The 1,349-nt window shown below is 37.4% G+C and carries 2 protein-coding genes and 1 pseudogene; all 3 read left to right on the top strand.

Annotated elements, in window-relative coordinates:
- The coding region (locus tag HMPREF2726_RS00390; RefSeq protein WP_070601845.1) for an RHS repeat-associated core domain-containing protein at nucleotides 1-531 on the top strand (531 nt) is incomplete at its 5' end.
- Between the two features lie 51 nt (nucleotides 532-582).
- Entirely contained in the window at nucleotides 583-1,014 is a 432-nt protein-coding gene (locus HMPREF2726_RS00395) for a DUF4265 domain-containing protein (protein ID WP_009313184.1), read from the top strand.
- 252 nt (nucleotides 1,015-1,266) lie between these two features.
- A pseudogene (locus HMPREF2726_RS12490) lies at nucleotides 1,267-1,349 on the top strand (type IV secretion protein Rhs); the annotation flags it as partial.

Consider the following 1,349-nt stretch of genomic DNA (forward strand, 5'->3'; position numbering starts at 1 on the left):
TGGGGTCGTCTGAAAGAGGAAACCAAGGTAACGGGAACGGCGCACCAGCCGTTCAGGTTGCAGAACCAATACTTTGATGCCGAAACGGGGCTGCATTATAATCTTCTTAGATTCTATGATTCGATTTCTGGAAGATTTATTAATCAAGATCCCATAAGATTATTTGGAGGGGAAAATTTCTATCATTTTGCATTTAATGCACAATCTTGGATAGATCCTCTAGGGTTAGAGCACGTTGAAAGTTATAAAAGACATTTGAAGAAAAAAGGTACAAGGAAGGGAAAAGATTTTACTGCTGCAGGGAAAAAAGCGGTTAGAGAGCAAAATAAAGCAGATAATGGCGGAAAAATGATATGTGGTAGATGCGGTGTAGAGACTATTGAGCCTAAGCGACATGAAAAAGGTGTAAGACCGCCGGATAATGAGGCTCACGTAGATCATATATTTGCCAAATCAAACGGTGGATCTGGTACAGTAGAGAACGGGCAAGTTTTATGTAGATTATGTAATCTTGAAAAGAGTAATAAATGAAAATTATGAAGAGTGTAGAATTTTCTATGAACTAATTTTAAGGTAATTAAAATGAAAAAGGTTTTTTTTAATCTAGAAGTAATTGATGGTTATCCCCCAGTATCTATGGAAAGTATTTGGGCAGAAGTAACTGAAGAAGGCTATTTTAAAATAAACAATATTCCTTTTTATAGCAAAGAAGTATCTTTGGGTGATATTGTTAGTGTAATACAAAAGGAAGAAAATTACTTATTATATGATAAAACTATAATTAATAGTAAAAATAGTACGTTGCGGATTGTTTTCTTTAATGAAAATCAGAAATTTAAAGATAATATATTAACCAAACTAATAGATCTTGGATGTGAGTCAGAAGCGTTTAATGTAAATTTCTATGCAATAAACATACCAATCCAAGTAGATATAGAAGAAATATATATTTTCTTGGATAGCTTTGTGGAAACTAACGATTTAGATTATGACACAGGGTATTTGGCACAATAATTTGTGCAAGCTATAACTTGCGTAATATCGTAATATGTAGAAAATTCTAGCGTTGTTTACGTAATAGAAATTTTAAGACTATGTGACGGCAGCCATCTCCCGTAGGAAAACCTAGACGGCAGATATACCTATTTATATCGCCTCGCTGGACGGCTCGCTGTCGCTGCGTTTCGCCCCGCTGACAGTAGCGGAAGACGGTTCGGAGGACGGCTGTGTCAAACACAGCTTCGGCTATAAAAACAATCTGATGCGATGGGGCGCGTTACCCGCTATCAGTACAGCAACGAGGGGCAGGTAGAGACCATCGTCCGCCCCGACGGCGCCATCCTGCATTT

Source organism: Neisseria sp. HMSC074B07 (assembly GCF_001810355.1).
Taxonomy (GTDB): Bacteria; Pseudomonadota; Gammaproteobacteria; order Burkholderiales; family Neisseriaceae; genus Neisseria.